Annotated in this window: 42 protein-coding genes; 25 read left to right on the top strand and 17 right to left on the bottom strand. The window is 59.5% G+C overall.

The window, feature by feature from the left end:
- Window positions 1-228: 228 nt before the first annotated feature.
- The 5 genes from ACF8MI_RS27970 (at window position 229) to ACF8MI_RS27950 (ending at window position 4,994) form a co-directional block, all read left to right on the top strand.
- Window positions 229-735 carry a sigma-70 family RNA polymerase sigma factor gene (locus ACF8MI_RS27970; RefSeq protein WP_060499947.1) on the top strand — a complete coding sequence of 169 codons (507 nt, stop codon included), beginning with the start codon at window positions 229-231 and terminating at the stop codon, window positions 733-735.
- Window positions 735-1,676: a FecR domain-containing protein gene (locus tag ACF8MI_RS27965; RefSeq protein WP_200928792.1), complete on the top strand. Its 942-nt coding sequence runs from the start codon at window positions 735-737 to the stop codon at window positions 1,674-1,676. The genes ACF8MI_RS27970 and ACF8MI_RS27965 overlap by 1 nt, the downstream gene beginning before the upstream one ends.
- A gap of 75 nt (window positions 1,677-1,751) precedes the next feature.
- The gene (locus tag ACF8MI_RS27960) at window positions 1,752-4,274 is read left to right on the top strand and encodes a TonB-dependent receptor (RefSeq protein WP_200928791.1); all 2,523 of its coding nucleotides are present in this window, start codon (window positions 1,752-1,754) and stop codon (window positions 4,272-4,274) included.
- Window positions 4,275-4,385: 111 nt separating this feature from the next.
- On the top strand, window positions 4,386-4,676 hold the full coding sequence (locus ACF8MI_RS27955; protein WP_200928790.1) for a type II toxin-antitoxin system RelE/ParE family toxin: 291 nt from the start codon (window positions 4,386-4,388) through the stop codon (window positions 4,674-4,676).
- Between the two features lie 9 nt (window positions 4,677-4,685).
- Window positions 4,686-4,994 (top strand): addiction module antidote protein, encoded by a 309-nt coding sequence (locus ACF8MI_RS27950; protein WP_060499944.1) that lies wholly within the window; start codon window positions 4,686-4,688, stop codon window positions 4,992-4,994.
- A gap of 258 nt (window positions 4,995-5,252) precedes the next feature.
- Here the strand turns inward: ACF8MI_RS27950 and ACF8MI_RS27945 are convergent, their stop codons facing one another.
- From ACF8MI_RS27945 to ACF8MI_RS27880, 14 genes are all read right to left on the bottom strand, one after another.
- The gene (locus tag ACF8MI_RS27945; RefSeq protein ID WP_274118935.1) at window positions 5,253-5,465 is read right to left on the bottom strand and encodes an AlpA family transcriptional regulator; all 213 of its coding nucleotides are present in this window, start codon (window positions 5,463-5,465) and stop codon (window positions 5,253-5,255) included.
- A gap of 74 nt (window positions 5,466-5,539) precedes the next feature.
- A complete protein-coding gene (locus tag ACF8MI_RS27940; protein WP_253152280.1) occupies window positions 5,540-5,782 on the bottom strand; it encodes a hypothetical protein in 243 nt (80 codons plus the stop codon).
- Window positions 5,772-6,329 (bottom strand): HNH endonuclease signature motif containing protein, encoded by a 558-nt coding sequence (locus ACF8MI_RS27935; protein ID WP_392518193.1) that lies wholly within the window; start codon window positions 6,327-6,329, stop codon window positions 5,772-5,774. The genes ACF8MI_RS27940 and ACF8MI_RS27935 overlap by 11 nt, the downstream gene beginning before the upstream one ends.
- Entirely contained in the window at window positions 6,322-6,657 is a 336-nt protein-coding gene (locus ACF8MI_RS27930) for a hypothetical protein (RefSeq protein WP_392518192.1), read from the bottom strand. Before ACF8MI_RS27930 ends, ACF8MI_RS27935 begins: the two co-directional genes overlap by 8 nt.
- Window positions 6,641-6,832 (bottom strand): hypothetical protein, encoded by a 192-nt coding sequence (locus tag ACF8MI_RS27925; protein WP_392518190.1) that lies wholly within the window; start codon window positions 6,830-6,832, stop codon window positions 6,641-6,643. The genes ACF8MI_RS27930 and ACF8MI_RS27925 overlap by 17 nt, the downstream gene beginning before the upstream one ends.
- Window positions 6,829-7,497, bottom strand: coding sequence for a hypothetical protein (locus tag ACF8MI_RS27920; RefSeq protein ID WP_392518188.1), 669 nt, complete (start codon window positions 7,495-7,497; stop codon window positions 6,829-6,831). Before ACF8MI_RS27920 ends, ACF8MI_RS27925 begins: the two co-directional genes overlap by 4 nt.
- Window positions 7,484-7,705: an Arc family DNA-binding protein gene (locus ACF8MI_RS27915; RefSeq protein ID WP_016715554.1), complete on the bottom strand. Its 222-nt coding sequence runs from the start codon at window positions 7,703-7,705 to the stop codon at window positions 7,484-7,486. Before ACF8MI_RS27915 ends, ACF8MI_RS27920 begins: the two co-directional genes overlap by 14 nt.
- Window positions 7,695-7,874: a carbon storage regulator gene (locus ACF8MI_RS27910; RefSeq protein WP_016715555.1), complete on the bottom strand. Its 180-nt coding sequence runs from the start codon at window positions 7,872-7,874 to the stop codon at window positions 7,695-7,697. Before ACF8MI_RS27910 ends, ACF8MI_RS27915 begins: the two co-directional genes overlap by 11 nt.
- A 49-nt stretch (window positions 7,875-7,923) precedes the next feature.
- Window positions 7,924-8,142 carry a hypothetical protein gene (locus ACF8MI_RS27905; RefSeq protein WP_392518186.1) on the bottom strand — a complete coding sequence of 73 codons (219 nt, stop codon included), beginning with the start codon at window positions 8,140-8,142 and terminating at the stop codon, window positions 7,924-7,926.
- Window positions 8,139-8,579, bottom strand: a complete 441-nt coding sequence (locus ACF8MI_RS27900; protein ID WP_367903823.1) for a tellurite resistance TerB family protein — start codon at window positions 8,577-8,579, stop codon at window positions 8,139-8,141. The genes ACF8MI_RS27905 and ACF8MI_RS27900 overlap by 4 nt, the downstream gene beginning before the upstream one ends.
- 97 nt (window positions 8,580-8,676) lie before the next feature.
- Window positions 8,677-9,471 carry a Bro-N domain-containing protein gene (locus ACF8MI_RS27895; RefSeq protein ID WP_392518185.1) on the bottom strand — a complete coding sequence of 265 codons (795 nt, stop codon included), beginning with the start codon at window positions 9,469-9,471 and terminating at the stop codon, window positions 8,677-8,679.
- 106 nt (window positions 9,472-9,577) lie between these two features.
- Complete coding sequence (locus tag ACF8MI_RS27890; RefSeq protein ID WP_137188595.1) at window positions 9,578-9,838, bottom strand: hypothetical protein; 261 nt, start codon at window positions 9,836-9,838, stop codon at window positions 9,578-9,580.
- Window positions 9,839-9,873: 35 nt separating this feature from the next.
- The gene (locus ACF8MI_RS27885) at window positions 9,874-10,269 is read right to left on the bottom strand and encodes a LuxR C-terminal-related transcriptional regulator (protein WP_392518183.1); all 396 of its coding nucleotides are present in this window, start codon (window positions 10,267-10,269) and stop codon (window positions 9,874-9,876) included.
- A gap of 122 nt (window positions 10,270-10,391) precedes the next feature.
- Window positions 10,392-11,171, bottom strand: coding sequence for a S24 family peptidase (locus tag ACF8MI_RS27880; RefSeq protein WP_182408850.1), 780 nt, complete (start codon window positions 11,169-11,171; stop codon window positions 10,392-10,394).
- 98 nt (window positions 11,172-11,269) lie between these two features.
- On the opposite strand from ACF8MI_RS27880, the gene ACF8MI_RS27875 reads away from it, so the two are divergent.
- The 16 genes from ACF8MI_RS27875 (at window position 11,270) to ACF8MI_RS27800 (ending at window position 19,595) form a co-directional block, all read left to right on the top strand.
- Complete coding sequence (locus ACF8MI_RS27875; RefSeq protein WP_236166430.1) at window positions 11,270-11,605, top strand: YdaS family helix-turn-helix protein; 336 nt, start codon at window positions 11,270-11,272, stop codon at window positions 11,603-11,605.
- Window positions 11,602-12,147 carry a KilA-N domain-containing protein gene (locus ACF8MI_RS27870; RefSeq protein ID WP_047594891.1) on the top strand — a complete coding sequence of 182 codons (546 nt, stop codon included), beginning with the start codon at window positions 11,602-11,604 and terminating at the stop codon, window positions 12,145-12,147. Before ACF8MI_RS27875 ends, ACF8MI_RS27870 begins: the two co-directional genes overlap by 4 nt.
- Before the next feature lie 131 nt (window positions 12,148-12,278).
- Complete coding sequence (locus ACF8MI_RS27865) at window positions 12,279-12,596, top strand: hypothetical protein (protein WP_256806539.1); 318 nt, start codon at window positions 12,279-12,281, stop codon at window positions 12,594-12,596.
- Window positions 12,593-12,898 (top strand): hypothetical protein, encoded by a 306-nt coding sequence (locus ACF8MI_RS27860; RefSeq protein WP_019752337.1) that lies wholly within the window; start codon window positions 12,593-12,595, stop codon window positions 12,896-12,898. The genes ACF8MI_RS27865 and ACF8MI_RS27860 overlap by 4 nt, the downstream gene beginning before the upstream one ends.
- A gap of 8 nt (window positions 12,899-12,906) precedes the next feature.
- A complete protein-coding gene (locus ACF8MI_RS27855) occupies window positions 12,907-13,140 on the top strand; it encodes a hypothetical protein (protein ID WP_029380708.1) in 234 nt (77 codons plus the stop codon).
- A complete protein-coding gene (locus ACF8MI_RS27850; RefSeq protein ID WP_392518182.1) occupies window positions 13,137-13,433 on the top strand; it encodes a hypothetical protein in 297 nt (98 codons plus the stop codon). The genes ACF8MI_RS27855 and ACF8MI_RS27850 overlap by 4 nt, the downstream gene beginning before the upstream one ends.
- On the top strand, window positions 13,430-14,203 hold the full coding sequence (locus ACF8MI_RS27845; RefSeq protein WP_392518181.1) for a Rha family transcriptional regulator: 774 nt from the start codon (window positions 13,430-13,432) through the stop codon (window positions 14,201-14,203). The genes ACF8MI_RS27850 and ACF8MI_RS27845 overlap by 4 nt, the downstream gene beginning before the upstream one ends.
- Window positions 14,200-14,499 carry a hypothetical protein gene (locus tag ACF8MI_RS27840; protein WP_392518179.1) on the top strand — a complete coding sequence of 100 codons (300 nt, stop codon included), beginning with the start codon at window positions 14,200-14,202 and terminating at the stop codon, window positions 14,497-14,499. The genes ACF8MI_RS27845 and ACF8MI_RS27840 overlap by 4 nt, the downstream gene beginning before the upstream one ends.
- The gene (locus ACF8MI_RS27835; protein ID WP_392518177.1) at window positions 14,496-15,089 is read left to right on the top strand and encodes a hypothetical protein; all 594 of its coding nucleotides are present in this window, start codon (window positions 14,496-14,498) and stop codon (window positions 15,087-15,089) included. The genes ACF8MI_RS27840 and ACF8MI_RS27835 overlap by 4 nt, the downstream gene beginning before the upstream one ends.
- Window positions 15,086-15,316 carry a hypothetical protein gene (locus tag ACF8MI_RS27830; RefSeq protein ID WP_392518176.1) on the top strand — a complete coding sequence of 77 codons (231 nt, stop codon included), beginning with the start codon at window positions 15,086-15,088 and terminating at the stop codon, window positions 15,314-15,316. Before ACF8MI_RS27835 ends, ACF8MI_RS27830 begins: the two co-directional genes overlap by 4 nt.
- The gene (locus tag ACF8MI_RS27825) at window positions 15,313-16,092 is read left to right on the top strand and encodes a hypothetical protein (RefSeq protein ID WP_392518174.1); all 780 of its coding nucleotides are present in this window, start codon (window positions 15,313-15,315) and stop codon (window positions 16,090-16,092) included. The genes ACF8MI_RS27830 and ACF8MI_RS27825 overlap by 4 nt, the downstream gene beginning before the upstream one ends.
- Entirely contained in the window at window positions 16,073-16,873 is an 801-nt protein-coding gene (locus ACF8MI_RS27820; RefSeq protein WP_161551443.1) for an ATP-binding protein, read from the top strand. Before ACF8MI_RS27825 ends, ACF8MI_RS27820 begins: the two co-directional genes overlap by 20 nt.
- Complete coding sequence (locus ACF8MI_RS27815; protein WP_161551442.1) at window positions 16,870-18,264, top strand: DnaB-like helicase C-terminal domain-containing protein; 1,395 nt, start codon at window positions 16,870-16,872, stop codon at window positions 18,262-18,264. The genes ACF8MI_RS27820 and ACF8MI_RS27815 overlap by 4 nt, the downstream gene beginning before the upstream one ends.
- Complete coding sequence (locus tag ACF8MI_RS27810) at window positions 18,251-18,754, top strand: hypothetical protein (RefSeq protein ID WP_392518172.1); 504 nt, start codon at window positions 18,251-18,253, stop codon at window positions 18,752-18,754. Before ACF8MI_RS27815 ends, ACF8MI_RS27810 begins: the two co-directional genes overlap by 14 nt.
- Entirely contained in the window at window positions 18,751-19,050 is a 300-nt protein-coding gene (locus tag ACF8MI_RS27805) for a hypothetical protein (RefSeq protein ID WP_256806553.1), read from the top strand. The genes ACF8MI_RS27810 and ACF8MI_RS27805 overlap by 4 nt, the downstream gene beginning before the upstream one ends.
- Window positions 19,047-19,595, top strand: coding sequence for a hypothetical protein (locus ACF8MI_RS27800; protein WP_256806554.1), 549 nt, complete (start codon window positions 19,047-19,049; stop codon window positions 19,593-19,595). Before ACF8MI_RS27805 ends, ACF8MI_RS27800 begins: the two co-directional genes overlap by 4 nt.
- Window positions 19,596-19,698: 103 nt before the next feature.
- Here ACF8MI_RS27800 and ACF8MI_RS27795 read toward each other — a convergent pair whose 3' ends face one another.
- Both ACF8MI_RS27795 and ACF8MI_RS27790 read right to left on the bottom strand, forming a co-directional pair.
- A complete protein-coding gene (locus tag ACF8MI_RS27795; RefSeq protein ID WP_256806555.1) occupies window positions 19,699-20,100 on the bottom strand; it encodes a type II toxin-antitoxin system HicB family antitoxin in 402 nt (133 codons plus the stop codon).
- Between the two features lie 36 nt (window positions 20,101-20,136).
- Window positions 20,137-20,319, bottom strand: a complete 183-nt coding sequence (locus tag ACF8MI_RS27790) for a type II toxin-antitoxin system HicA family toxin (RefSeq protein WP_256806556.1) — start codon at window positions 20,317-20,319, stop codon at window positions 20,137-20,139.
- A 393-nt stretch (window positions 20,320-20,712) separates the two neighbouring features.
- On the opposite strand from ACF8MI_RS27790, the gene ACF8MI_RS27785 reads away from it, so the two are divergent.
- The gene (locus ACF8MI_RS27785) at window positions 20,713-20,958 is read left to right on the top strand and encodes a hypothetical protein (RefSeq protein WP_104833994.1); all 246 of its coding nucleotides are present in this window, start codon (window positions 20,713-20,715) and stop codon (window positions 20,956-20,958) included.
- Window positions 20,959-21,334: 376 nt separating this feature from the next.
- Here the strand turns inward: ACF8MI_RS27785 and ACF8MI_RS27780 are convergent, their stop codons facing one another.
- Window positions 21,335-21,568, bottom strand: coding sequence for a DUF6555 family protein (locus ACF8MI_RS27780; RefSeq protein WP_104833996.1), 234 nt, complete (start codon window positions 21,566-21,568; stop codon window positions 21,335-21,337).
- 295 nt (window positions 21,569-21,863) lie between these two features.
- Here ACF8MI_RS27780 and ACF8MI_RS27775 point away from each other — a divergent pair, with 295 nt between their 5' ends.
- The 3 genes from ACF8MI_RS27775 (at window position 21,864) to ACF8MI_RS27765 (ending at window position 22,818) form a co-directional block, all read left to right on the top strand.
- The gene (locus ACF8MI_RS27775; protein WP_392518170.1) at window positions 21,864-22,178 is read left to right on the top strand and encodes a phage holin, lambda family; all 315 of its coding nucleotides are present in this window, start codon (window positions 21,864-21,866) and stop codon (window positions 22,176-22,178) included.
- Window positions 22,179-22,317: 139 nt separating this feature from the next.
- A complete protein-coding gene (locus ACF8MI_RS27770; protein WP_274118960.1) occupies window positions 22,318-22,500 on the top strand; it encodes a hypothetical protein in 183 nt (60 codons plus the stop codon).
- Window positions 22,501-22,503: 3 nt separating this feature from the next.
- The gene (locus ACF8MI_RS27765) at window positions 22,504-22,818 is read left to right on the top strand and encodes an HNH endonuclease (RefSeq protein ID WP_289717714.1); all 315 of its coding nucleotides are present in this window, start codon (window positions 22,504-22,506) and stop codon (window positions 22,816-22,818) included.
- Window positions 22,819-22,913 lie beyond the last annotated feature (95 nt).

Here is a 22,913-nt window from a genome sequence, read left to right as displayed (position 1 = left end):
CTATGGCGAAGTGCCATTACGCTATCAATACTTTCGGCATATATCCGATGAATGACAGCTTAAGTAGTAGGAGACAGCATGGCTAATAGGCTTCATGCATGGCTGGAGGCCCCGCAGTCATTAGGGTGCCGTCAATTTTTACTTGTCACGGCGATAGGGCCAGCACAGGAATAATTGATCTGATAATCGTTATCATCTAAGGTGCCATCCTCGCCCGGAGGGATACCCGTGATTAACGACGATCTGAGTCAGGTCTATGCCGAGCACAATGGATGGCTCAAGCAGTGGCTATACCGCCGGCTGGGCTGTTCGGCACAAGCCGCCGACCTGGCTCAGGACACCTTCTTGCGGATCCTTCAGGCCCAGCAGAAGGCGGGTGCCAGCCTGAGCCTGCAGCGCCCCCGGGCCTACCTGGCAACGGTGAGCCGGCGGCTGGTCCATGACCATTTCCGCCGCCAGTCACTGGAGCGCGCCTACCTGGACATGCTCGCGCAATTGCCGGAGTTGTTCGCGCTGTCTGCCGAAGAACAGTGGGAAATGCGCGAAACCCTGCAGCAACTGGACGCACTGCTCGACACCTTCAAGCCGGTGGTGCGCTCGGTGTTCCTGCTGGTGCAACTGGAGGGCCTGACCTACATCGAAGTAGCCCGCCGCCTGGGCATTGGCGAGCGCACGGTCAAGCGGCACATGGCCAATGCCCTACAAGCTTGCATCCTGTTCGACGAAGACTTCTGATGCCCAGCCAGCAACCCCGCATCACGCCGGAAGTGGCCCGGCAAGCCGCCAACTGGCACATGCTGATGCTCGACGAAGCCGTCAGCCCGGCCCAGCGCGCTGCCTGTAGCCGCTGGCGCGCGGCGGCGCCCGAGCATGAGCGGGCCTGGCAGAAGGCGCTTCGGGTGCAGGCCCGGTTGGGCATGCTGCCGCAGCAACTGGCCATGGGCACCTTGAACCGTGAACGCCGGCAGGTGATGAAGCAGATGCTGGCGCTGGCCATCGTCGCGCCGCTCGGTTATGTCGGTTATCGCCAGCTTGTGCCGCAGACGGCTTATGCCACGGACGTTGGCCAGCATAAACAGATGACCTTGGCTGACGGCACGTTGCTGGACATGAACACCGATACCGCCGTGGACGTGGACTTCGACGCGCATCAACGGCTGATCAGCCTGCGCCGTGGCGAGGTGCTGGTCGACAGCGGGCCGGATGCCCACAGCACTGTTTACCGGCCACTGCGTGTTGCTACCGGGCAAGGCCTGATGGAGGCTCTGGGTACGCGCTTCATGGTCCGCCAGCGCGAAGGTACGACACAACTGGCCGTGTTCCAAGGGGCGGTACGGGTGACACCTGCCCGTGGGCCAGTGCAAATCCTTGAGGCCGGCCAGCAGCTGACCTTCGATGCCTCGGGGCAGGGTGCCTTGGTCGCAGCCCGTGAGCAGGACAGCCAGTGGACCCGTGGCCAGCTTGTGGTCGACGAGATGCCTCTGCGCGAATTCCTCAGCGAGCTGGGGCGCTACCGACCGGGCTGGCTACGCTGCCAGCCTGAAGTTGGGCATCTGTTGATCAGCGGCGCTTTCCAGCTGAAAAACACTGACGCCATTTTGGCCGCGCTGCCAGCCACATTGGCGGTGCAGGTGGACTACCGCACCCGCTACTGGGTAACGGTCAGCAAACGTTAATGAGAATTGGCCCGTTTTTGAAACTCGTCAGTCCTTATCTGTGGAACTGCCACACATAATAGGGACAACTTCTCAATGATCCACTCTTCTTCACCGGTCGCCACGACCGGCTTCGCCATGGTTCAACCACGCGTGCCCAGCTATCGTCGGATACTCGCCCTGAGCGCCCTGGCCATCGCCCTGCAAGGTGTTGGCGTGCACGCCCTGGCTGCACCTGTGCAGGCGCCGCAGGCCTACAGCATCGCGTCTGGCTCCCTGGCCCAGGTGCTTGCCCGGTTTGCCAGTGAAGGAGGGTTTACCCTGCAATACACCTCGGAGCTGACCCGTGGCCTCTCCAGCCCGGGGTTGCAGGGCCAGTATGGTGTCGAAGAAGGCTTGCAGCACCTGTTGGCCGGCACCGGTTTGCAGGCCGTGCGCCGGAGCAAAAACGTCTATGGCTTGCAACCCGTTCCCCTGAGTGCAGTGTCTGGCGGCGCCGCCTTGAACCTGGAGCCGCTGAACATCAATGGTGTTCAGGATGACGCAACCACCGAGGGCTCAGGCAGCTACACCGCCAACGCCGTCACCATTGGCAAGGGCACCCACCGCCTCAAGGACATTCCACAATCGGTCAGCGTGGTCACGCGCAAGGCCATGGATGACCAGCGCCTGGACACGTTGGATGAAGTGCTGGAAAAGACCACGGGCATTACCACCCTGCAAAGCCCGTCCGGCGGCAAGTACATCTATTCCCGTGGTTTCGAGGTAGAAACCATCCAGTACAACGGCGTGCCACTCGACCGCCGCTACTACGCCATCGGCAGCAGCTTCACGTCCGACACGCTGCTGTACGACCGCGTCGAAATCCTGCGCGGGGCCAACGGCCTGTTGCAAGGCAGCGGCAATCCCGGCGCAGCCATCAACCTGGTGCGCAAACGCCCGAAAGCCGAGCCGTTCTTGTCAGTGACTGCCAGCGCCGGCTCCTGGGACACCTATCGTCAGACCGTCGATGCCGGCGCCCCGCTCAATGCCGACGGCTCGCTTCGTGGCCGTGTGGTCGCCGGGCACGAAGACCAGAACTATTTCTACGACACCGCCGAAAGCCGCAAGAACGTGCTCTACGGCATCCTTGAATACGACCTCAGCGACGCGACGACGGTAGCGGCGGGCGCCAGTGTTGAAGACCTGCATTCAACGCCGTTCTTCAGCGGCCTGCCACGCAACAAGGATGGCAGCGCCTTGAACGTCAGCCGTTCCACCTACACCGGTGCTGACTGGAACACGTGGGACAACAAGCAGACCACCTACTTTGCCGACGTCACCCACGACTTCAACGAAGACTGGCGCCTGAAGGCTTCTGGCAGCTACATGCGCGAAACCAACTACATCCTCTACAGCTTCGGCCGTGGCGCTGTGGACCCGGCCACCGGCGACGGCATGCGCTCGCGTGCCTACATGTACGACTTCGAGAACATCAACAAGGGCGCGGACATCAACCTGACCGGCAAGTGGCGTGCCTTTGGCCGGGAGCACGAGGTGGTGGTGGGCGCCAACGCCAGTGACCTGCAGACCGACGACCTGCAAGGCGGTTTCCTGAACCTGGGCCCGATGAACATTTACGACCCTATCTCGCCACAGCGCCCGACCCAGGATCAACTGCTGGGCAACGGCACTACAAACACCTACCCCGGCACTTCCAAGGGCAAGATCCGCCAGAACGGGCTTTACGCGGTCACACGCTACAAGCTGGCCGACCCTGTGACTCTGGTAGTGGGCGGGCGCACCAGCAACTACACCTACGACTATGAACTGCACCGTTTCAATGGCGTGTCGCCAACCCCGGCCCACTCGCGTGAAAGTGGCGAGTTCACGCCTTATGGCGGCCTGATCTATGCGTTGAGCGACCAGTGGTCGGCCTACGTGAGCTACGCCGACATCTTCAAGCCGCAGACCGAGCTGAGCGTGGAGACCGCCCCGCTCAAGCCCATCGAAGGCGCCAACTATGAGTTGGGCCTGAAAGGTGAGCTGTTCGACGGTCGCGTGAATACCAGCTTCGCGCTGTTCCAGGTAGACCAGCAGAACCGCGCCCAGGCCGCCGAGTGCGGTACTGACGGTGGCGAAAACTGCTACGTGGCCGGCGGCAAAGTGCGCACCCAGGGCTTCGATGCGGAGATCAGTGGTGAAGTGCTGGACCGCATGCAGCTGTTTGCCGGCTACACCTACACCCACACCGAGTACCGCAACGACCCGGCCGATGGCGAGTCGCAGGCCGGAGGCACCTTCAACACCTACACACCCAAGCATCTGCTGCGCTTCTGGGCGGACTACAACCTGCCTGGCGAACTGGACCCATGGACCGTTGGCGCTGGCGCCAACATCCAGAGCCGCAACTACCACGGTAACTTTGGTGGGACAGACGGGGTAGGGAAGATCGAACAGGCCGGTTATGCGATCTGGAACGCTCGGGTGGCTTATCAGATCAACAAGAACTTCAGCGTGTCGTTGAACGGCAACAACCTGTTCGACAAGAAGTACTTCTCCAGCATCGGTTGGCTGTATGCGGCGAACTACTACGGGGATCCGCGTAATTACACCGTTACCCTGCGGGCGGATTTCTGAGGCCTACGCACGCACAGGTTGGGGTGGTTTGGTCATGATTGGCAACGTTCGTTGATTGCGCTACGGGGATGGTCGGCCCATACTGTGTATCCCATGGAATACATTTGAGCCGTGAAGACCATCCTCACAACCGATGATTTCGATGCTTGGTTTTCCAAGCTTAGCGATAAGCGATCTGCGATGCGCATCCAGGCGCGCATCGACCGTGCCGAAGCAGGGAATTTCGGTGATTGCCAAGCTGTGGGTGAGGGCGTCTCCGAGATGCGTATTCACTATGGGCCAGGATATCGTGTGTACTTCACCCAGCGCGGCCTTGAAATCGTGCTCCTGCTGGCGGGTGGCGATAAGTCCACTCAATCAAAAGACATCAAAACCGCCCTCGACATTGCACGACGGCTTTAGGAGGTACCCATGGGTAACGTCAAGTTGAAAAAATGGGACAGTGCCGAACACCTCAAGACGGACGAGGACATGGCGCTTTACCTCGAAGCTTGCATTGAAGAGGCGGGTGATGATGCGGCTTTTATCGCCAAGGCGCTCGGCACCATTGCGCGTGCAAAAGGCATGGCTCAGTTGGCCCGTGATACCGGGCTTGGGCGTGAAAGCCTGTACAAGGCGTTGTCCGGCGAGGGGAACCCAAGCTTCGCCACCATCCTGAAGGTGACCAGAGCGCTTGGCCTACAGCTTCATGCTGACGTTGCATCCACTCATACTGGCTAGCGTGAGCGGGCGGCAACCATGATCCCTAACGGTTAGGGTGCACAGAAAGTTACGTTATGTGTAACCTCTGTTGGGTGAAGGAAGGGCGGCTGTGCTGATGGCCGATCAACAGGCGAAAAAAAACCGACCATAAGGTCGGTTTTTTCCGGATCTTGGTGCCCGAGGGAGACTCGAAAAACATTGAATTCAAAGGGCTTGAGTGCATTGTTTTTCGGCCCCATACATGGGGCCATACAAGAATCTTTGCGCTGTGCCGGCCTAAGCTGCACCACGGGAATCCATCTGCACCTGAATCCATGCCTCGATTTCACCGAGCACAAAATACACCGCTGCCTGCCGCGTGACACCATCCTTGATCGGTCGCGGGAAGGTCGGGTCATTGTTCACTCGGCGGTTGACGGTCACCCGACTGACGCCGAGCAGCTTACAGGCCTCTTTCATGTGGATTAGGGTTCGAGCATTGGTCGTCATGTATGGGTCCTCAATCGACATTGTGATTCGATGCCTGACGCGTCAGGTTTTGGTTGTCACGCTGATCTGTTACGTCAGGTTCGTTTTGCTGGCGGCAGCGCAGGCTTCGACTCAATGAACGAACTGGCCGAGTGTTCGCCGCCAATGTGGCGGAAGTAGTCGATCTCAACCTTTGCGCTTTCAATCAGTACGCGGCTGATATCCGATACCGACTGGGCGCGCTGAACCTCCTTGGCCAGGGTGTCGTCATCGGCCTCCCGCACCGCTTCGAGCTGGGCGAACAGGTGGTCGCGAAGGTCGCTGAGCTTATTTTTCATTCCTGGTCTTCCTCTTGATCTCTTTTTTCAGTTCGTTTTGTAGGTGGAGAATGTCAACGATCTCCTCCGGCAAGCCTTTGTAGTGATGGTTGTTGCGCAACTGGTGCTCGGCACGTGTTCGTAGGCACAGATTGCTTAGGTCCGTGTTCTGCACGTCGCCGTCTTTGGCTGCCACAACCATCCCATCTGGAACAGGTCCGTTGATTTGCTCCCAGGTGTAGATATGAAGCGGTCTCCACACGTCGGGCTGCGCTACCTTGATCAGCGTGTACCTGCCCTTGCGGTGGGTGGCTCCAACCGGTCTTGGATCCTGGCCAATCTGGCCGCCTTTGGCCTCCAGCCTGGCAAGCAGGATTCGTCGATGCGTTTCCGATCTGTGGGCATCGGTCTTAACCAGCCCGAACAGGGCTGCCCGCAAGGTGATGGCTGTCTTTGTCCGCCCAGGCAGCAGCAGGCAAAGCTCCTTGTTGGTCTTGTTGGGATAGAGCAGGCGAAGGAGATCATCCTCTGCCTCGGTCCAACGCTTGACAGGCCCGCGTCTAGTCATGGCCCACTCCGGCCTGTAGCTCTCTGATCACCGATTGGATTCCGGCCACATAGCTCCCTGGGCGGCCTTCGGTAGCGCCGGCCAATCGCTCAATCACCACGTCGACCGGTGAGCCGCGCAGTGAGGCGACCAAGTCAATCGCCCAGTTCCTTGCTTCCAAGTACATGAAGCGGTTGATGGGGCCGGTGATGACTACCTCCAGGCTGCGCGGCTTGGCGTCTGGCGAAGGCGTGCTAATTTTCGGCGCCTTAGATGTAGGTGCTTTCGCTGGCTTCCCGCTGATCCGCCGGCGGGCGTGTTCAAGCGCCATTTCAGCGAGGCTGCCCATGGATGGCGCCCTCCGTGTCAACGACAGCCCGCAGGCGCAGCGTGATACCGCACTCACGGGCCAGCTGGTTGAGCCGGCCCACGCTGGTGGTGCTGTCCTGCAGCGCCTTGCCAAAACGCACCAGGCGCTCGCCCAGGTCTTCGAACTCGTTGCGGGCAGGCTTGAGCTTGGTCATGGCTGCTGCTCCTGCACCACCTGCTGCTCCAAGGCTTCCAGGCGCAGGGCGGTGTCGATCTCCTGATCTAGCTCTTCGGCGGAGAGCCAGTTGTCGCCGCGCACCACCAGCAGGTCTTCGTCAGGGTCTTCGATGCGCTCTCGGTCGCGCAGCCAGCGGTACCGGCGAGCATCGGCCACCAACTTGACGTGTTCGTCGATGCTGAAACCGGTCTCGGGGACGGATTTGTCCTTGTCGGCAGCCAGGGCTGGAGCGAGCCTTTCCAGCAATGGCCAGATATCGTCCAGCGCGGCGTGGTACTCGTCCCAAGCTTGTTCACTGGGCTCCATACCGTGATCAAGTGCTGCTGAAAGCCCGCCTACCTTGACGTTGATCAGGCGCAACAGGTCGTACATTTCGCGAGCGTGTGCCACCAGCAGCGGGTGCATGCCCAGGGCTCGCTCGCAGTACTCCATAGCCCAGCTATGCTGCTCCCGTTCAAGCCCAAGCTCGAAAAGCTTCTGCTCCAAGTACGCCTGCAGGTCTCCCTCGCTGGCGCCGGCGATCACAGCCAGGCCGCGACCGACATGGACGTGGGCGCCAAGCTGGGCGAACGGCAGGATCTGCTCCAGGCTTCCACCCTCGGGCGCTTTCAAGACCAAGGTGATGCGATCAGGCTGCGTCATGGCGAACTCCTTGGGCGGTGGCGGCCAGGGTCAGCGCATCAAGCAAAACGTTGGCGCGCTCGTTGCGGTCCAAGTACTCGCGGATCGCCTTCACGATCAGGCTGTTCATGCTGCGGTCGTCTGCTGCGGCCGCTGCCGCCACCTGGTCGCGCATGCCGTCGGGGAGACGTACAACGAATTTGTCGAGGCTGTGACTATCAAAGGCCATGGCGTGGCTCCTTCTGTTTGCGTTCGCGGATTTCTTCGCGGTCGACGGGAACACCTGCTGGCGCTTCAACACCGATGCGCACGATGCCGCCATTGATTTGCAATACCTGCACGGTGATTCCGTCACCGATGACGATGCGTTCGCCAATGCGGCGGGTGAGACAAAGCATGTTCAAACTCCTTTGGGTTAGGGGTGGTGATCGCCACCGCCCCTTTCTGTCATTGCGTCGTGCGCAGTTCGGTGCGTGGCACCCATCCGCTGTTGGTTCTCACCATGCAGCCAACATAGGGCGCGAACTTGGTCTGCCGCTCGGTCTGATAGCCGTACCACTGGCACGAACCCCAATTGAATGCCGCGCTCACTGCTAGGAAGGCCAGAGACACGGCCGCGATCAGCAGCACCGCCTTGCCGGGGTTGGCTCGACGGCGAGCGATCACAGGTAGTCCTTGAGGCGCAGGTTCAACTTGCCGGCGGCGCGCTCCAGCACTGCAACTTCGGCTGGCTCGATCTCACCGTCAGCCTCGGCGATGGTCAGCATGAAGTTGATCACCGTTTCTGCGTCACTCGGGGTGTGCGCCAGATCAGCCAGCTCGCGCTCGGCATTCATGCGGATGATGCGGGCGCCGCCCTCGTTGAAGTCAGCCTTAGCCTTGTCGATCAAGTTACCCAGCTCAGCGCCGAATCCTTGCAGCTTTGGCTCGTTGCGCAGCAGGCGGTCGATCTTGTCCAGCTCGGCCGGCTCGATCTCTCCGTCAGCGGCAGCAACATAGAAGCAGCCGTAGACAATGCCCTGGAGCAGGTCGCGGTTTTCCAGCTTGGCCATGGCCGCACGGGCTTCACGACCTTTACCGAACAGCTTTTTCAATCCGAACATGGGTGTTTCCTCTTGGTTGGTGGAGCTTTCTTCGGGCAAGCCGGTAGCCTGCCGAGTAACTTGGCTTTCGAGTGAAGCTGGGGGTGGTACTTGTTAGTTAGCGCAAACCATGTACATCCAGCAATTCGCACAATTCGTCGAACTTGCTTTCGTAAATATGAACTTGAACTTCAAGTTGGTTCTTCGGGTTCGTGACATTCTTGCCGTACTTCAATCCAGCATCGGTCAGCGACCAAAACTCCTTGATACCCTTGGTCTTGCTCGGGCGCTCTTTACGCTCGACTAGGCCGGCAGATTGCATACACAGGTACGCCTTGCGAGCGGTAGCCGGCAGGCCGGTCTTCTTGATCAGCGTGGCCAGGGCAGCAGTTGCGTGGCTGCTGGTGTCGCCATCCGGAGCGTCAATAGCATAGACAGGAAGCAAGTCAGCCTGACCGATCTTGGCGGCGTAGCGCTGATACATGCCGAGCGTGGCCGAAGCCGGCAGGTTCATGGTTCGCGCCATCGACTCGATCAGGATCGTCGCATCGTTCGCGCTCGGGAGTTGCTGCTGCTGGACCATCGAATAACTGCCGGTGCGGCGGATGGTTGGTAGTACCTCATGGGTCACCCAGCGCTTGAACGGCTTGGCTTCCGGTTTGCTACTCGTGAGGATCGCGGAGTAGAGGCCAGACTCATTGATCGTGGAAATTCCACGCCCGCCAGTGGCAGTACCCAAACCGGCGATTTGCCGGTTTGACTTCTCATCGTCATCCAGCTTTTTGGTCATCTCGTAGGCATCGCTGTAGCCCAGGACCTCAGCCACCTCCATCGCGATGAACCACGGTTCGCCGTTCTCATCCAGGATTACCTGGATCGAATGGCCGTTGAAGCTGCGTTGAATCAAGTTCATCTGGTATCTCCAAAAGGATGGGGTCGCGTTTCGCTACCCCATTCGCTCAGGCTTGGTCACCGCACAGGGCTCTCCCTGGAAAGCCCTCGACGCTGACCGGTCAATGTCAGCAGTACCCGTCCTTCTGCCGCGCTTCGACGATCTGGCGCACCTGGTCCTGGTCGAACACCAGCGCCGTTTGGAAGCCGCTGGACGCAGTACGCGCCCGCTTCGGCTCGTAACCCAGGCGCATCACGTAGCGACGAGCCGCACTGCGGTCCATCTTCAGGCGCTCGGCCAGCTCTTTCATGGTTGTCAGCTTCGGAGCTGAAATGCTTGGGGGAGGAGTGGCTGCCTGGGCGGTGATCCCGATCGTCAAACTGATCATGGTTTTGTCCTGATTTGGGTTGTGTGAGCTGGCGCTTACGCCGCCACCTGGAACTGTTGCTCGACCCGCCGTGCCGCAACGCGAAGCTCAACACGCTTCTCGCCACTCCCTCGACGAACCCGAAGTGCAACGTCATCAGCCATCAGGCCGTGGATCACCAAAAACAGAGCCAGGGCGGTTGCGGCGGGGCTGATGACGCCACGTTTGAATGCCTCAGCAACCAGGGCAGCGCGGCGGGTGACGCCCCACTTTGTACCCAGCGCGATCAGGCGCTTTTTCACGCCGTCTTCGCTGATGCCCAGGGCGCGGGCGGCTTCCTTGCCTGAGGCGCCACCAGCAATCGCCAGCAGGCACTCCAGCTCACGAGGGGCTGCGCCATGACCCAGAAGGCCTTGCCAGTTGCCTACGGTGATTGAGGTTGCGGGGGTCATGCTTGGAAGCTCCATTGCAAGTGCGATGGAATCAAGAGTACCAATTGGTAAATCTTTGTCAATCGAATGCCGAAAATTTACCAAAAAAAACCCGCCGTAGCGGGTTGTCTTGTTGATGTCAGCTATGTTCTTGATCCGCTCCAGATGTAGACGACACGCGCTACCACCGAGATTCGGTCCATCATGTCATGGGGTATGCGGACCTCTTTGAACTGCGGATTATCGGATAGGATACGGATCCCATCCATGTCCAACTGTATGCGTTTGATAGTGAGTACGCTGCCAATACGGACTACATAGACCGCATCGTATAGAGCCTCTGTCACCCCAACATCCACGACAAGGAGGTCACCATGCTTGATGGTTGGAGCCATACTGTCCCCGAGCCCTGTTGACATGCGTAGATTCGAGATGTCCGTCATGGACATGGATCTTCGCAGCCACGCCAGATCAAACACGGCAGTCCTAATAGGGGTTTCGCTTTCAGCGCCTTGCGCGTGTTTTCCCCAGCTTTCAGGGATCTCGAGCACGGGGATTGTGACGTTGTAGAACGGATACTCGTGGTCGTCAGTCGAGTCCCAGTTTCTCACGTCTATAGGCTCAGAGATTGCTGCAGCGCGGGATTGAGCGTCGTTTACCGCTGATATGGCCAGCTCCAAGCCCTTAGGATCATCTAACCATCCATTGGGCAAATGACACATGCCTTCAATCTGTCGCGCCAATGACTCCCCGATATTCCTTGAGTGCGCTGGATTGTCAGAAAACAGCCTGGCCACGTAGGAGGGAGAGCGCTCAATGGCTTCCGCGAAGGCTGATTGCTTTCCGCCAAAGCGTGTCAGCACGAGCTCCCGTAGCCGGAGCCTGCGTACATTTCTGATTTGGTTCGAGTCATTAGTGTCCATGCTTGACTGTACCTTTTATTTCCCTTTTGGAAAATTACCTTGAAATGGTGCATGAATCAGGTAGCCTGCGACATAAATGCACCAATAGGTAAATCTGAATGAACCTATCCGAGTACCTTTCGCAGCTCCCGCGGGGCGGCAAGAAAGTCCTTGCGCTCAAGCTTGGCGTTACAGCGTCGTATTTATCGAGGCTCGTCTCAGGCGACAGGGCGATCACTGCCGAAAGGGCTCTGCAGATTGAAAGCGCTACTGACGGCCTCGTAAGCCGCTGCGTACTTCGCCCGGATCTGCAGTGGGGGTTGACTCGCGATGAAGAGCAGCTTTCCAAGGCAAAGGCCCTGCCGACCTTGAACGCAAATGTACGCTCAAGATCACGGCCAAGTCAGTCCCCTGAAGTGGCTGGCGTTTTATCCAGTACCGGAGGTGCGCAGTGAGCAACGTAATTTCATTGCCATTCGAGGGCGAACCGGTGCAGTTCAATCTGGATGGCTGGATCAATGCTACCCGCGCCGCAGCACGATTTGGAAAGGTTCCGAATGAATGGCTGCGCCTTGCTTCCACCCGTGAATATCTCGAAAAGCTGGCCGCCAGGGCCTCAGCTAGTAATGCGGGGAAATCCCGCATTACGTTCGTGACCTCACGCCGAGGCAACTCCCCGGATAGCGGAACATGGATTCATCCACGGCTCGCTGTGAAGTTCGCACGATGGCTGTCCGTAGACTTTGAGCTTTGGGTTGACGAGCAGATCGACGCGCTTCTTCGGGGCAGCCTGTCTGCGATGGATGCCCTAAACCGCGCCTGCAAGAAATTTGACGATCACAAAGACGTAGCTAGTGCCGCCGGTCGTGCGCTGAATGCCTGGAAGCGTGCAAAACCAACCCTGATCGCTGAGGTCGAGCGCGGTCGTCAGTTGGTGCAAATGACCCTGGGCTTCGACGCCCCCAGTACCAATCTCAAAAAGCAGGCGCTGCCATGAAGGTCTGCCCATCCCAGTTTTTGTTGAGCGGCTAAATCGCGCGCAACAAAAAACCCGCCGTAGGAAGCGGGTTTCTCTAACCAGTCCACGCCAATGGACTTTTTGAATCTTCGTCGAAAGGAGACGAATTCATGCACCCCGAAAATAGCAAAACCAAACCAGCAGCGCAACTTCCTGCGTTGACTCCAATTGATTTCGGTTCATGCGAACCAGGCCTCTGCCACCTGTTCCGCATCCGCGAAGAAGGCTCGCTGGGCCACGGCCTGGAACTTGCGCAAGCGCTTTCCGAGGGCATGTATCAGCTCTCGAGCAGGGTGGCCGACTCGATCAATACCTTTGAGGATGTCAATCGGAGCGAGATTCGTGCCCTGGCGTTTCTGGCTGAAACCGTCGCTGCACTCACCTGCGGTGCACGACTCGCCATTGTTAAGGCTGGGGGTGCCCAATGACCGCACTTGTTACGCGTGCCGAAGGCTTCCTGATCTCCGGAGTAGGGCTGCAGGTTCTTCCTGGCACTAGCTGTTACGCCGCAATTGAGAGCGCTAGCTCAATTCTGTCCAGCGTGAATGCCTTGCTCGGGGCTCTTATGAGCGCGGCGCCTGATAACGGCGAGGAGATCTACGGCGTTTGGGTGCTGACGCAGCACTGTGAAGCGCTGCTCGACTCAGTGGCTCTTGCCATCCGCGAAGCCGAAGACCCCGCGCCACAAAACCTTACCTCTCCAGTTCGTGGCGCGGAGGTGCCCTCATGAGCCATCCCATGACCAAATTTTCCTCCCCAGCCAAGCGCGTAGAGGAGAGCCTTGAGTTGCTGGCCATCCTCTCGGAAGTGCTTGAGCACAATGGCGGCTTCAAGGGCAGCGAACCGGGCGAACACCCCGCAATGATCGGTGATCAGGGCGAGAACGGCATTGTCCGCGCCATGCGAGTAATCGCCTGGGCGGCTCACCGAGAGTTTTGTCAGATGGCTACGGACTTGGAGATCCCCCAATGAACCATATTGTCCCCGCGTGGAATCCAGATGGTTTGCATGGTGAGATCGTCCAGGGCGTAACCCTCACCGCCGCCGAAATCGCACGCTTCAACGAAGCCCGCGAGTCATTCAAATTGATCAAAGCCTTGTACTGGGCGCATGTCGTGCCTTCGCTCGGCGGATTCGGCAATCCTGTAACCGGGGAGCTTGAACGCCTGTTTGAGCGGGTCGTTTTCGACACCAGGAATTTCCTGTACCCGCACCGTAACGCAGCTGCCTTCCATGATGCAAAGGATGTGGGAGGTGCTGTATGAACCTGATCACCGCCACCGCACTCACTATGTCTTCTCGCGACATCGCGGACTTGGTTGGATCTCGCCACGACAAGGTGAAGCAGTCGATTGAGCGTCTTGTAGAGCGCCGCGTGATCGTCCAACCCCCAATGGGGGATGAACAGACTACCGATTCTCTTGGGCGCCCCCGTACCGAATCCGTCTACCACGTCAACAAGCGCGACAGCTTCGTTGTCGTCGCGCAGCTCTCACCCGAGTTTACCGCGGCGTTGGTCGACCGCTGGCAAGAGTTGGAAGCCCAGCTTACTGGTCGACCAATCGTTCCGCAGAGCCTGCCGGAGGCCCTGCGCCTTGCTGCTGACCTCGCCGAGGAGAAGGCAGTGCTGGCGCTGGAGAACCAGCAGCAGGCCAAGAAGATTGGAGCCCTGGAGAACCTGTTCATGCCCGGCGAGACGGTTCCGCAATTCGCTAAGCGGCTCAACGGCGTGAATTCCCAGCTGGTGCTGGCATTCCTGGCCGAGCTGAAGTGGATCTACAACGCCGAGACCGACCCAGACCATTCTCCCAAGTATCGCGTGTACGCCATGGCGCGTGACAAGCACCTGCTCACCGAGAAGCCATACAAAGTCAGCAGCGAGGGCATGACCGGTTTCATCCGGTACGCCCCGGTGATGCTGGAGAAGGGCGCACGGCGCCTGCACGACCTGTACATGGCCGGGAAACTGCCCATGAAGAAGACCTGGGACGGCCAGTTCCATTACGAAAAATTCACTCCGGAGAAGCCCCTGTGACGATCAAATCAACCAAGCACCAAGCGCGTGACCGGATCGTCCAGGCGGCAGTGGATGTGGTCGAGGCCGAGCACCACTTCCGCGCGGCCCGCGCCGAAATCAAGGCCATGTACGAGGTGTATTTCCGCGCCCACGGTCGCCCTGAAGGTGAGTTCCTGCCGTACACCGAAGCATGGGAAGGGGTGCGCCTTTTTACCGCTGCGGCTAATGACCGGCGCGCCAAGGCCCGTCGAGTGCTGCGCAATGCCCAGGCTCGTATGGAGCGTGCTGTGAATGCGCTGGAGCGTGCCCAATGAGCAAGGTGATCGAGTTCCCCCAGGCTCCAGAAGCCGTTGTCATCAACGAAGAGTTCTTCGAGAAGTTCGCCGACGCCGCGTTGCTGATGATGTGCTTTGAAAGCGTTGCCGATGCGGTCGAGGTGGTCGGGGAGGGCGTCAAGATCCACGATCGCGACGAGATCCACGTAAAGCTGATCGAGGCCTGCATGGCTCTCGCCGTTCTGTTCCGGCGCCGCACTGGTCACGACGTGCAGCAGGTATCTGCCGATCATCTCGACGAGGAGCGGCGTTGCCTGTTGGCCGGGGAGGTGGCGCGGTTACTCATCCCCATCAAGGCATCCCCTATCAACCCGCTGCCAGCCAGTGCTTTCGCCAGCCTGTCAGACCACGCGTTGGCACAGGTCAGCTTCAACTACGCCAGCAGGGTCAGCGACCACATCAAGGGCAATTGCCCCACGGTGATTGAGCTCGACCTCGCGCAGACCCACTCGATGGATGCCATGAATGCGCTCAGCGTGCTGATCTCCAGGCTCGCCCCAACGGCGCTGCAAGGCAAACCCGTGAGCGCGGACAAGATAAGCGTGCCTGGCCCGGAGACCCTGCAATGAACAACCCGTCTACCCCCCCCCAGGCGCTCCCGAAGCGCGCTGGAGCATTGATCGTGCCGAGTGGATGGCCTTGCTGCGATCTGTTCAAGTTGTTCCCGGAAAGCGCCCGCTGGCAGTTCTACGAATGGGCCAAACAGCAGCGTGCGTTTCTTGGGCTGCATGGCTGGATTTTCGAGGAGTCGTACGACCAGTACGTGCGCCGCGTTTGTGAGGAGTTGCAGCTGTGAGCAAGCCAGTGAATGTGGAGAAAGCTACCCCCACGACGTTCTACGCCAAGCAGGCGCCGTATAGCTCATTGAGCAACGACGTGGTGGCCATGATCGTCAACCCGGATGCCCTGGCCATTTGGACCTACCTGCAGACGCGCTCCAGCGACTGGAAGGTAATTGGCTCGCACCTGCAGGACAGGTTCGCAATCGGTCGTGAGCGCTATTCGAAGGCAATGGCCTGCCTCAAAGACTTGGGACTGGTTAGTCATGAGGTAGTGCGCGAAGAGGGCACCGGCAAGGTGCTCGGTCGTCGCGTGATTGTCCACTACGAACCGAACCTACAGGTTTCCGAATATTCGGTTAACCGAAGTGTGGGTTTACCGAACTGTGGGCAAACCGACAACTACTTAATAAAGGATTCTATTACTCAATCAATAGAGAAAAAACCAACGGTCGCTGACGCTCCCTGTCTGGTCGAGTTCGATAGTTTCTGGAGGCTCTACCCGCGCAAGGTGGGCAAGGTCAAAGCCGAGAAGGCCTGGGCGAAGCTCAAGGTGGACGCTGACCTGTTCAACCGCATGGGCATCGCTCTGGCTGCCTGGAGCAGGTCTCACGACTGGACCAAGGATGGCGGCCAGTTCATCCCGCACGCAGCCACTTGGCTGAACGGCAAGCGCTGGGAGGACGAATTGCCTGCCCCTGGCTTCGCCGCCCACGGCAGCGCATTCAACAACCTCCCGCAGCACACCGATGACATGTACGAGGAGAGCCACGATGGCCGAGCGAATTTCTGATCTGTTCCACCGCCGCCCAGCCATGCGGATCTACTCAGGCGAGTGTGCCGTACATGGCCAGGTCGACATGAGCGAGATTGAGCAACTGGACGGCTCCATGCTGGCGCGTGGCTGCAAGCGCTGTCACTGGGAGGCCCTGCACACGGCCCCGCGCGATTCTGAGGTGCACACCCAGGCCAACGCCCAGCGTAAGGCGGAAAACGTCATGGCGGCGCTGATAGGGGCTGGAATCACCCCGCGCTTTGCTGGCGCCACGTTCGACAGCTACCAAGCCGAGACTGATCCCCAGCGCAAGGCGCTGGCCAAGTGCCGGACCTATGCCGAGCAATTCCCCGAAAACTTCCGGGCCGGTCGCTCGCTGTTGCTGACCGGCAACGTCGGCTGCGGCAAGACGCACCTGGCTAGCGCGATTGTGCGCACCGTGGTGGCTGACGGCGCTGCCGCCCTGATCGTCCCGGCCGGGGAAATTGTGAGCATCGCCCGCGCCTCGATGGTTCCAGGCTCTGGTTACACCGACCGCGACGTGGTGGTTCACCTGGGAGGCCTGAACCTGCTGGTGATCGATGAGGTTGGTTGCCAGAAGGGCAGCGAGTACGAGCTGGGCCTGCTGCACAGCATCATCGACCGCCGGTACCAGGCGGTACTGCCCACCGTGCTGATCAGCAACCTGAGCGCCGAAAGCCTGAAGTCCTACATCGGCGACCGCGCCCTTGATCGCTTGCGGCAGAACGGCGGGCAACAGGTTGGCTTTACCTGGTCCTCGATGAGGGCAGCGGCATGACCGAGTTCTTCAGCATTCCCGCCGAGCAGGGCGTACTGGGCTCGATCATGCTGGCCAGCCTGCAGCAGGATACCGGTCTGGTCGAGGACATCATGGGCCAGCTCTCTTCGGTTGACTTCCACCATCCCGACCATGCTGCGCTCTTTGAGGCAATGAACGACTGCAAGGAACGCAGCATGCCCATCGACCCGGTTACCGTTGATGCAGTGCAGCGCCGTCTGCCAAGCGGCAACAACACATTGGCCTATGCCGCTGACCTGACCAAGAACACCCCGTCGCTGGCCAGCTGGAAGACCTACGTCAAGCACGTCAAGGACTGGAGTGTGCTGCGGCGCATTCTGGCCGTGCACGACGTTGCGGTTGAGATGGTAAGCGCCGGTGAGCCGACCGCCGATGTGATCGCCGCCGCCCAGCAGGCCATGGCCGACCTGCGGAACCTCGATGGCGAGCACAAGGAGTTCAAGCGCCTGGATCAGTGGATGGGTGATGCCGCTGACCTGATTGACCAGAAGCACCAAGGCGTGGCACCGAAGTGGCCCTCCACAGGCCTCGAAAGCCTGGACAAGCTAGTACGTGGCATTCGTCCGAAGAAGGTGACTGTGATTGCCGGCCTGCCAGGGAGCGGCAAGACCACCCTGGCCCTGCAGGTCGCCCAGTACAACGCTGTGAAGGAGCGGAAGCCCTGGCTGGTGTTCTCCATCGAAATGCCTGGTGAAGAACTGGGGCTGCGTGCCATCGCATCGCTGGGTGGCATCGACTTGGCCAAGCTGGACGAGCCGGATCGCATGCGAGAAGAGGATTGGGCGAAGTTGTCTGGCTCTGTAGCCATCGCTCTGGATGCGCCGCTGTTTGTCTGCGATGACCCAGTGCAAACCCCGGCGACCATTCGGGCCACAGCCAGGCGCTGCCAGCGTGAGCACGGCCTGGCCGGGATCGTGGTCGATTACCTGACCTTGGTGCGTAGCGAGCGTGGCGGCCGATCTCGCACCGAGGAGGTGGGCAAGATCAGCAAGGCCCTGCTGCAGCTAGCCAAGGAAATGGGTATCCCGGTCATCGAGTTGGCCCAGCTGAACCGAGACTCGACCAAGCGCCCCGGGAAGAAGCCCCAGTCCAGCGACCTGCGCGACTCGGGCGAGATCGAGGCCGACGCCAGCTGCATTCTGATGGTCCACCGCGACATGGATACCGAGCACGGCAAGAACGGCTTGACCGAGATCCTGATGACCAAGTGCCGCCATGCGAAGGTCGGCAGCTGCGTTCTGCAGCAGGAGGGCCAGTACAGCCGATTCGCAAACTTCGAAGGCTCTATGCCGACTGACGATGATGTCGAAATGGGGCGAGAGAGCTATGCCCAGCGCCATAAGGGGAGCAAACGCCATGAAACTTTCTGATCTGTGGCCAGGCCGCAAGCCGCCAGCCCGTACGCCTGCAAAGCCGGTCGTCTCGGTGATCGTGACCAAGCGTGCTGGCGCCGAGCAGCCTGTTGCCACTGGCAATACCCCTGCGCCAGCTGCTGCCCAGCGCGGCCCTATCGAGCTGCCCGCCACCCTTGCCGAGTGTGAAGCCCTGCATGAGCAGCTGGTCACTGAAGCCATCCGTCTGGAGCTGGCGCTCGATCAGGCGCAGGCTGATGCTGCCCAGGGAATCCCCTACAACCGTAGCTGGTACAACCGGGCCAAGGCAGCGCTCAAGCACATCAACCATGACCGCGCCCGCCTGCTTTACCGATGCGGCCAGCTGCGCAAGGAGGCCAAGACGCACGCCCAGCAGCACATGGACCGGGTCATCCTCGACGTGATCAAAGAGTCGCTGCCGGCTGACCAGTTCATGGGCTTCGTTCGAATTGCAGAGGCCCGTGCGGCCCAAGGGGTAGCCCGATGAGTAACGTGACTGCGGCACTGCCGCGCAAAAGCCTTCAGGAGCATGAGCGCCAGTTCCTGAAGATCGCAGGACAGCACTTGGCTGAAGAGAAACTTGGTGGCGCGGATGCCATGGCCTGCCTGCTCGACATGGTGGCCAGCTGGCACGCGACGCGGATCAACATTGAGTTCGGGGAGTACTGCAAGCGCTGGGTCATGGAAGGCAACGCCAAGAGCAAGCTTGCCGACCGACTGCTGCGCGACCTGCTGGGCCTGGATGACAACCCACCGCCACGTCGCATTCGGAGGGCTGCATGACGGTCTATCGTGACGCCGAGCACGGCGTAGTCAGGGCCATGACGCTCGACGCAATATCGCTGCACAAGGGCCAGGCCTGGCAGGGCAAGTACCAGCCGCCGGGCTCGCAGCCAGGGAAGGGTGACAACCCGTGCCCTCTAGATCGTTTTGACCAGCTCACCCAGGACGCCATGACCCGTTCTCTGTTGCACAGGGTGCTTTCGCCGCTGCACTGGAACATGCTTGAGGCGTTCTACAAGGTCGACAACAGCAAGTCGCTGCAGCAGGAAAGAGCGCTCGCAATCCAGTATGTGGCCAGGGCGGCACCGGGCAAGGCGCATTGGCTGTTCCGGCAGAAGTGCGTTACAGCGTGGGCTGTCGCCAACCTGCCGGAGGGGTTCATGGTGATTCACGCCTGGGATAATCTAGACTCGCCCACGCCGGAGAAGACGCTTTACCGCTGGAGATCGGATATGCGGCGGTGGCTCAAGCAGGAGATGGACAAAGCGTTCGTTTCGGCGGCGGTGATTCTTGGTGAGGCGGGCCTCATTGCAGAAGCCACTTGACGCGGTGAGAAAATGAGAATCTAATTACCCACATTGCGGTTCTGCGTCTTCTGAATGAGAACCACCAAAAGCCCTGGCCATCACAGCCGGGGCTTTTGCGTTTCTACCGCCCCAGTTTTTCCATAGCTGCATCAGCCAGGAACGACGACCGGCTCTTCACGTTGTGATCCCGCACGTAGCGGTCGATCTGCTGGATGACGAATCCCGGCAGCGTGACGTTGACCTTCTCGGTCTTGCCCAGGTACGGGGTGATATCGATCTCCAGCATGCCCCACCCCATGTCGGCGAAGTCCGGATTGTTCCGGTGCGCTGCCGCGCTGGTCGGCATTGGGATGGCCTGGCCACTGCCGGCGATCTCTTCCAGCATGATGTGGGCAACCTCGACGGCCGAAGAGTAGGCCTCCTCGAAGGTGTCGCCCGCAGTTACGGCACCTGGAATGTCGGGGATCTGGATTCCTACTGCGGTGGTTTCGTTGCCCCACTCGATACAGATTGGGTATTGCATGGTTTCTCCTTCAGGGGTGCCAAGGGTGAGGCCGGGTTAAATCAACCCGGCTCGTTCCTTGATGCTCTTTACCGTGCCGATCGGTAGGTCTTTCTTAGGGTGTGGCACTGGTATCGAGTTAGGGTTGTTGGGGTGTTTGAAGATGTGGTGGCTTCCGGTGACTCGCTTTAGAACCCATCCTGCGGCTTCAAGCTCCTTGATCAACTGCCTGCTCTGCACCTCCGTCTCCTTGTGTGGTTGACGCGACAATCATAACTCTAGGCGCATGATTTCCACAACTTAAAAGATACGCCTAGAGTTACTTTTACGCGGATGACACGCCCAGGCAGCTGGGCTAAGTCGGTAGTGGCGTCGATCAAAGCCGTGCGCTCCCTGATCGGCTACGCGATGAGAGTCTGGGGTACGCGACCCAGCGATCCAGACCACCAAGCCGGATACGCGCCGGCCCTCCGCAACTTATTCCAAGGCCTCGCCATTTCGCGGGCGCCTTTAATTTCTGACGATCTCCCGATGCCAGTTATCCATTCTCGATTTTTTGCGATAAGCCTAAAATTGTGAGTGGCCATGCCGATACCCTAGGCTCGAATAACCGTTAGGCGTGAAAAAGAGACAATGCGCGACCAGTTTGAGGCTTCCAGGCCTGAACATTTGCTTGCCCGGTTGAATGAAGGCTATTTGGATGCGTCTACCAACCTCGAATGGACTATCTGGCAGCGGGCATGGCAAGCCGCACTAGAACATAAATCATCAATGCTCGCGGAGCATTCCCCGAAACGAGGTCTGACTGCTGATGAGTTTGAATTTATCAGGCAGTTGTTCGATGTTTCCGAAGCGCAAGGACATGCGAAACTACTTTAGGGTTTGGGCGTGATGATCGAGCGAACTATTTCAAGCCTCGGCATTTGCCGGGGCTTTTCGTTTCTGGAGCATCACCTATGGCCGAGCCGAGTACCGGCGCCCTTGCAGTGACCGGCGTACTTGCCAGCGTTGGCCTGGGTATCCCGATATAGCTATTTATCCCCCTCAATGCGTACATCCGAGATGCCCAAATCGGCGACCGCACTGCGCAATTCATTGTGTGATAAGCGGCACGGTGGACGCACCTCGGAAAGGGCGTCAGTGGGGGCATGCAGGCGGAGGAGAGCGGTGAGTACATTGTCTTCGCTCGGCCTAGTAGACCAATCGCAGATCCAAAACCTGGTATGGCCTCTGAGGTTGTAGTCAATGCGGTACTTCATAGGGTGGCTGACCTCCGCCATTGGACGTCGGTTATGCCGAAGCGCTCAGCAACAGGTCGAGAGACCTTCCTGATATCCGAAGCAGTGAATTTAGGAATGACTCCTACGCCAGCTTCGCAGGCCGCCCAGTGCCAAGCCTCAGCGTTATTCATTCGCTCGGCGCGGACGATGAATTCGCGAGCCTCCCCGTGGAGCTTGTAAGCGATTACAAAAATGTCACTGATCGGCATTTATTAGTTCCCTCTAGTGAGGCCAGATCGGGCAACATTCCTTTTAGCCTCTAGGGGATTCCTAGGCAAGCATCCGACCGGTTTTACGTCGGTGCACGAATTTTCATTTACGGAGCAAGCAATGGCCCGACCGACCTCGGCCCAGGCGCAGCCACCTCGCTGGGCATAAGGCTCCTCTACTGTTCTCGCTGGGTGGTTGGTCGCCCCAGCCTTCCGCACCCACTCCTGGGCTCGCCACAACGGCGGGCCTTTTCTATTTCCGCTCCCCGAAACGGGAGGAATCGAGATGCCGAACATGCCCGAGAAGGATCCTGGCCTGTGGGCCGCAGTGCTCGCCTGGCTGGTGGCTCATCAGCCACAGCTGTACACGGGTGGTACAGCCGCGGCCGTGGCTATGTGCCGGGTCATCTACGGTGGCGGTGGTCGCCGCAAGGTCATCCTCGAAGGAATCCTTTGCGGGCTGATTGGCACCAGCCTGATGCCGGTGCTGGAGTACTTCTCGCTCCCTACCAACCTGGCGGTCTTCGCGGGCTGCATGGTTGGCTTCATCGGAGTTGAGAAGTTGCGTGACTACTCCGACCGCTTCATGAGCCGGAAGGTAGAAGGGTAATCCGCGCCACAAAATCAAGGTGCGCCGTTTCGTGGCGCACACGGAGACACCCATGCCCATACACACCGCCGCTGGCTCGAGGATCGTCCTCAAGTCGGCTGATCCATTTCCGCCAACTCACCCAAATTCGGAGAGCGCAATGAGCCAAGCCAATAGCAAGGCTGAGTACTACCAACTCAAGGGCCTGGTCAGCGAGATGCCGAAGGACGAACAGGAAGCGGTAGCCAAGGCCGAGGCTGAAGTTCTCGCGCTCGCGGCCAGTTCGCCGGCTGCACTGATCGGCGCGACGATGGCGATGATCAAGCTCAGCCTTGAGGTGTGAAGGATGGCCAGCAACTCACCCTGGCATCACCTCTACAACACCAAGCGGTGGTACCGGCTGCGCTGGAAGCAACTCCAAGCTGAACCGCTCTGCAGGCTGTGCGCTGCGTTGGGCAAGGTTGTTGCTGCCACGGTCGTTGACCACATCAAGGCGCACAAGGGTGATGAGGCGATTTTCTATGACGCCTCCGGACTTCAGTCACTCTGCAAGCACTGCCACGACTCGATCAAGCAGCGGCAGGAGAAGTCTGGCCACCTGGTTGGACACGATCTGTCCGGCCTTCCGCTCGACCCGAACCATCACTGGAATGTCGATTGAAGCACGTCGCTGCCCCGTTCTGGGCACGCCGGGACCCCAGGGGGGGGTAAAAAGTAGGGATTCTCATCTAGCAAGACCGCCTCCGACCCTCTCCT

It is taken from the genome of Pseudomonas sp. yb_9, from assembly GCF_043103635.1.
In the GTDB taxonomy this organism is placed as follows: domain Bacteria; phylum Pseudomonadota; class Gammaproteobacteria; order Pseudomonadales; family Pseudomonadaceae; genus Aquipseudomonas; species Aquipseudomonas monteilii.
This window is presented reverse-complemented; position numbering and strand designations above follow the sequence as displayed.